Here is a 6,174-nt window from a genome sequence, read left to right as displayed (position 1 = left end):
GGTGCCAGGTTCGGCATGACAATGGCGCGGCCGTAAATTTCGCTGGTATAGGGCACGACAGTTTTTAACATGTCGCCATCGCGAAAGTGAAGATGCCAGTCGTCTGGGCGGCGGATCTTTAAAACCTGGGATGGTGCAGTCATCAATATGCTCCGGCTGAGGATTGTCTTTTTTGCCGGAAACAAAGGATAAGCGGAAACGTTTTCGTTTGCACGAAAAAAAAGGGCGCATCAGCGCCCTCTGGTTTATTAGTCGGTGAATGGGATGATGATTTCGCCCGGTTTCACTTCTATACCTTTCGCCAGTTTTTTCGCCAGCGCTTCACCCTGACTGCTGTCGTCCTGCAGAACATAGGCAGGCTGTTGGTTAAAGTAATTACGCAGCGACTGGTTTAAATACGGCATCAGCGTTTGTAGCACCGACTGCATTTTTTCAGGTGTGACGGTCGCGTCCACGACTTCCATCTCTTGCAAGTAAATCGCGCCTTTCTCTTTATTGAAGACCGGTAGCGCTTTAAGTTTCAGCTTCATGGTGGCTTTCTGACTGCCAAACAGGGAATTCATGTCCAGATTGGCATCACCCGTCAGAGTCACTTTATTAGGCTCTTCACGCCCTATCTGACTGGCGAGATTGCTCAGTACGATGTGTGCTTCAGCGACGCCGGGCAAACCGATATCTTTTGAAAAGTTATTATGCTTCGCCAGCGCCTGATTAATCTCTTGCTCGCTAACCGTATATTGCGTGAGTTGATTACAACCAACCAACAGGCCGCCGACAATCAGTGCAGCGGCAAAAAAAAGCTTTTTCATGGGAGTCCTCAACATGATGCATATGGCGTAATCGTGACACAAAGCATCATCGAGTACCAGCGCCCCGGGCACCAGCAGAAAAAACTGAAAAGTGCTCGTGCGCCGGATTAGCTATCAGGCATCGGGTTCCAGCATGCCGCGCGTCGGGCGTTTGTGGCTGAATTGCCAGCCCAAAGCCAGGAAGGTGATGAAGCCGATAATACCGAGCATCATCCATGGCAATTCAGGCTGCGCCAGGGCTTTGCCCATATCAAACAGCCAGCCGCCGCCGACATAACCAATTGCGCCGCCGATGGCGAGCCCAAGTCGGCTGAAGCCCATGTAACTTCCTCGCGCCCGTGCATTGGCCAGCGAGGCGCTCAGGGTTTCACGCGCCGGTTCGGCGATGATCGAGCCGATATAGAAGGTGCAGATCAGCGTGAATAGCTGCTGTAAATTGCCGACCAGACCGATGGGCATCATGCTCAGAGACATCACCAGCAGACCGGCCATCAGGCGATGTTCCAGGCGAAAACGTTTTTCACTCCAGCGGGCAATAGGGTAGAGCAGCGTTAATGAGAGGCATGCTTCGATGGCATACATCCATTTCACGGCGGCAGGCGAGCCAGCGATGTCGTTCACCATGATTGGCAGCATTAACATGACCTGTACCGCCAACATGTAATAACCCGCCAGCGTCAGCACATAGGTGACAAAACGTTTGTCATGCATCACGTGGCCCATCCCTTCACGTACCGGAATTTTCACCGTCGACAATTTCCATGCCGGGAGTAGCCAGGCGTTAAACGCCGCGCACAGAACAAACAAAATGGCTCCTGTCGCGCAGACCAGGCGGAAATCGTACTGTAACAGCCAACTGCCAAGTAACGCGCCAACCACGGCGCCTGCGCTATCCTGCATCATCAGGATAGAGAAAAAACGCCCGCGCTTTTCAGGGCGGATCAGTTTGACCACCAGCGCCGAACGGGGAGGGTCGAACAGCGTGCCGCCCAGCCCGGAAAGAAAACAGGAAAACCACAGCAGCCACGGCTCGTGGGCAATACCCATGGTGGCGAACCCGGCGGCGCGCATCAGCATACCGGTGACGATCATCGGTTTTGCGCCGAAACGGTCAGCAATAGCGCCGCCAAAAATACCCAGACCCTGCTGAATAAATTGACGCAATCCTAACGCGATCCCGACCATAACGGCAGCCCAGCCCATTTGGTCGACGAAGCGAATTGAGATCAGCGGGAAAACGACGAAGAAGCCCAGCACGACCAGCATATTATCGATGAGAAGGAAGTATTTACCCAGGTTCCTTGCCTGCGAGACTTGCGACATTTCCCCTCCCGGGAAAAACTCGTCACTCTGGTTAGAGTTTAAAAGATAAGCATCTCCTATTCTGCGGTGTCGTCATCGCTTTTCCCACCCTTGGCGGGACAATATTTTTTTATCAAAAGTCCGTCTTGATAGAGAGTTTTCATCAAAATGTGTGAATAATTCAAAAAATGGCAATTTGCTCTTTTCAAAGGGCATATTTGCACAGGTATAGTATCGCGAATAGCGTATTGAAGACGTTACGGGAAGGAGTAGGTATAGAATGTTTGGCTATCGCAGTAACGTGCCAAAAGTGCGCTTAACCACGGACCGCCTGGTCGTGCGTTTAGTGCACGAGCGTGATGCCTGGCGTCTGGCAGATTATTACGCAGAAAATCGTCATTTCTTAAAACCCTGGGAACCTATTCGCGATGAAAGCCACTGTTATCCCTCCGGCTGGCAGGCGCGTCTGAGTATGATCTCTGAGTTTCATAAACAAGGCACCGCGTATTATTTTGCGCTGCTCGATCCGGAAGAAAAAGAGATTATCGGCGTCGCGAACTTCTCGAACGTGGTGCGGGGATCTTTCCACGCTTGTTATCTTGGTTATTCCATTGCGCAAAAGTGGCAGGGGCAGGGGCTGATGTACGAAGCTTTAACCTCGGCCATTCGTTATATGCAGCGCACGCAGCATATTCACCGCATTATGGCGAACTATATGCCGCACAATAAACGTAGTGGTGACTTGCTGGCGCGACTCGGTTTTGAAAAAGAAGGGTATGCCAAAGATTACCTGCTGATTGACGGGCAGTGGCGCGATCATGTGCTGACGGCGTTGACCACATCAGAATGGACCCCTGGCCGCTAAGTTTCAGGTTAGCCTGAATAATGGAGAAGACGATGAAATACGAATTAACCGCCACCGAAGCACGCGTGATTGGCTGTTTACTGGAAAAACAGGTCACCACGCCCGAACAGTATCCGCTTTCTGTCAATGGCGTCGTCACCGCCTGCAATCAAAAAACGAATCGTGAACCGGTGATGAATCTGTCGGAATCGGAAGTGCAGGATCAGCTTGATAACCTGGTGAAGCGGCATTTTCTGCGTACGGTGAGCGGCTTTGGCAATCGCGTCACGAAATATGAGCAGCGTTTCTGCAACTCTGAATTTGGCAATCTGAAACTCAGCGCAGGCGAGGTGGCGCTGGTCACCACGCTGTTGCTGCGCGGCGCGCAAACGCCGGGCGAACTGCGAAGCCGTGCTTCGCGAATGTACGAATTCCGCGATATGGCTGAAGTGGAGTCGACACTGGAAAAACTGGCGACCCGTGAAGATGGCCCTTATGTGATCCGTCTGGCGCGCGAGCCGGGTAAACGCGAAAGTCGCTATATGCACCTGTTTTGCGGTGATGTTGATGAGCCCATCGCTGCGGCAGATGAACTCCCGGTCGCGTCTGGCGATCTGCAGGCGCGCGTTGAAGCCCTGGAAACAGAAGTCGCGGAACTTAAGCAGCGGCTGGATTCTTTGTTGGCGCACCTGGGAGACTAACGTGAATAAATTACGTATCGGTGTTGTCGGTCTGGGTGGCATTGCGCAAAAAGCCTGGCTGCCCGTACTGGGCAGTTCCGCAGACTGGACGCTGCAAGGCGCGTTTTCACCTTCGCGGGAAAAAGCGCTGCGTGTCTGTGAGACCTGGCGCATACCCTACGTTGACTCCCTGGTGAATCTGGCGAAAACCTGCGACGCGGTTTTCGTCCATTCCAGCACCGCGACGCATTTTGCGGTGGTCAGTGAACTCCTGAATGCCGGGGTCCATGTGTGTGTGGATAAACCGCTGGCGGAAAACCTGCGTGAGGCTGAACAACTGGTCGAGCTGGCCGCGCGGAAAAAACTGACGTTGATGGTCGGCTTTAACCGCCGATTTGCGCCGCTGTATCAGGATCTCAAAGCCATGTTGGGCAACGCAGCGTCTGTGCGTATGGATAAGCATCGTTCGGACAGCGTGGGGCCGCATGACCTGCGTTTCACTCTGCTGGATGACTATCTGCACGTGGTCGATACTGCGTTGTGGTTGGCAGGAGGGAAGGCGCAGTTAAATAGCGGTACTCTGCTGACTAATGACGCTGGCGCGATGCTTTACGCCGAGCACCATTTTTCTGTCGATCAGCTACAAATTACAACCAGTATGCATCGGCGTGCCGGTAGCCAGCGGGAGTGCGTTCAGGCGGTGACCGATGGGGGACTGATTGACGTCACAGATATGCGGGAATGGCGGGAAGAACGCGGGCAAGGTGTCGTACACAAGCCGATAGCAGGCTGGCAAACGACCTTAGAACAGCGAGGTTTTGCCGGATGTGCGCGGCATTTCATGGAGTGTGTGCAAAATCAGACGGTTCCTCAGACGGCAGGCGAGCAGGCGCTACTGGCCCAGCGTGTTGTCGAAAAGCTATGGCGGGAGGCGATGGCTGAATAACCGCCTGTAACATCTGGCGGTAGTAATTCATTGTAATCCAGGTACTATATGCCAACTCAAAATAACACCTCTTTTCAACCATAGGCTGGCTTGTAGGCCTGATAACACGCTGCGGCGTCGCCATCAGGCACAGTGACATTGCCGGATGGCGATGTTGGTTATACGGGGTTTTGCCTCAGGGTCTGGAATACAACATAGATGAATTTATTAAAGTCGCTGGCAGCCGTCAGCTCGATGACGATGTTTTCACGTGTGCTGGGTTTTGCGCGTGATGCGATTGTCGCCAGAATCTTTGGCGCAGGGATGGCGACCGATGCCTTTTTTGTGGCCTTCAAACTTCCTAACCTGCTACGCCGAATTTTTGCTGAAGGCGCATTTTCTCAGGCGTTTGTGCCTATTCTGGCTGAATACAAAAGTAAGCAGGGTGAGGATGCTACCCGCGTGTTTGTTGCCTATGTTTCAGGGCTGCTGACGCTGGCGCTGGCCGTGGTGACGGTTGCCGGGATGCTGGCTGCGCCGTGGGTGATTTTAGTCACTGCGCCAGGGTTTGCCGACACCGCCGACAAATTTGCCTTGACTACCCAACTGCTGCGGATCACCTTTCCTTATATCCTGCTGATTTCACTGGCCTCGCTGGTCGGCGCAATCCTTAACACCTGGAACCGCTTTTCTATTCCGGCGTTTGCGCCGACCTTTTTGAATATCAGCATGATCGGTTTTGCGCTGTTTGCCGCGCCTTATTTTAATCCTCCGGTACTGGCGCTGGCATGGGCCGTGACCGTTGGCGGCGTGCTGCAACTGGTGTATCAACTGCCGCATCTGAAGAAAATTGGCATGCTGGTGCTGCCGCGCGTGAACTTCCGCGATGCGGGGGCGATGCGCGTCGTCAAGCAAATGGGGCCGGCGATCCTCGGGGTTTCCGTCAGCCAGATTTCACTGATCATCAATACGATTTTCGCCTCATTTCTGGCCTCCGGCTCGGTTTCCTGGATGTATTACGCCGACCGTTTGATGGAGTTCCCGTCCGGCGTCCTTGGCGTGGCGCTGGGGACTATCCTGTTGCCATCGCTATCAAAAAGCTTTTCCAGCGGTAATCATGATGAATATTGTCGTCTGATGGACTGGGGGCTGCGTCTGTGTTTTCTGCTGGCATTACCCAGCGCTGTGGCGTTGGGTATTCTGGCAAAACCGCTGACGGTTTCTCTGTTTCAGTACGGTAAATTTACCGCCTTTGATGCCGCCATGACCCAGCGCGCGCTGGTGGCATACTCGGTCGGTTTGATTGGTTTGATCGTGGTGAAAGTTCTGGCTCCTGGTTTTTACTCGCGCCAGGATATTAAAACGCCGGTGAAAATTGCTATTGTGACGCTGATTATGACTCAGGTGATGAACCTGGCGTTTATCGGCCCGCTGAAGCATGCCGGGCTGTCGCTGTCGATTGGTCTGGCGGCATGTCTGAACGCGTCACTGCTTTACTGGCAGTTGCGTAAACAGAAAATCTTTACCCCGCAACCGGGCTGGGCCTGGTTTCTGGCGCGTCTGGTGATTTCCGTCGTGGTGATGTCAGCGGTCCTGTTCGGGATGCTCTATATC

General features: G+C 53.4%; 6 protein-coding genes and 1 pseudogene. 4 read left to right on the top strand and 3 right to left on the bottom strand.

Annotated features, from left to right (window positions below; translation table 11 throughout):
• The 3 genes and pseudogenes from KQJ18_RS20600 to mdtH form a co-directional block, all read right to left on the bottom strand.
• Positions 1–143 (bottom strand): annotated as a pseudogene (locus KQJ18_RS20600) (dihydroorotase); the annotation flags it as partial.
• A gap of 105 nt (positions 144–248) precedes the next feature.
• Positions 249–809: a lipoprotein gene (locus KQJ18_RS20595; RefSeq protein ID WP_038639673.1), complete on the bottom strand. Its 561-nt coding sequence runs from the start codon at positions 807–809 to the stop codon at positions 249–251.
• A gap of 114 nt (positions 810–923) precedes the next feature.
• On the bottom strand, positions 924–2,132 hold the full coding sequence (gene mdtH / locus KQJ18_RS20590) for a multidrug efflux MFS transporter MdtH (RefSeq protein WP_038639676.1): 1,209 nt from the start codon (positions 2,130–2,132) through the stop codon (positions 924–926).
• Positions 2,133–2,391: 259 nt separating this feature from the next.
• Between mdtH and rimJ the strand changes: the two genes are divergently transcribed.
• The 4 genes from rimJ to murJ all read left to right on the top strand — a co-directional run.
• Positions 2,392–2,976, top strand: coding sequence for a ribosomal protein S5-alanine N-acetyltransferase (rimJ, locus tag KQJ18_RS20585; protein ID WP_006685101.1), 585 nt, complete (start codon positions 2,392–2,394; stop codon positions 2,974–2,976).
• 32 nt (positions 2,977–3,008) lie between these two features.
• Positions 3,009–3,656 (top strand): YceH family protein, encoded by a 648-nt coding sequence (locus tag KQJ18_RS20580; protein ID WP_069323312.1) that lies wholly within the window; start codon positions 3,009–3,011, stop codon positions 3,654–3,656.
• Position 3,657: 1 nt separating this feature from the next.
• Complete coding sequence (locus tag KQJ18_RS20575; RefSeq protein ID WP_085048531.1) at positions 3,658–4,581, top strand: Gfo/Idh/MocA family oxidoreductase; 924 nt, start codon at positions 3,658–3,660, stop codon at positions 4,579–4,581.
• A gap of 198 nt (positions 4,582–4,779) precedes the next feature.
• Positions 4,780–6,174 (top strand): murein biosynthesis integral membrane protein MurJ (gene murJ, locus KQJ18_RS20570; protein WP_216422620.1); only part of this gene is annotated, 1,395 nt, incomplete at its 3' end.

The organism is Citrobacter sp. S55_ASV_140, from assembly GCF_018919505.1.
Classification (GTDB): Bacteria; Pseudomonadota; Gammaproteobacteria; order Enterobacterales; family Enterobacteriaceae; genus Citrobacter; species Citrobacter werkmanii.
Note: the sequence above shows the minus strand (reverse complement) of the source record. Positions and strands in the feature narration are given on the sequence as shown.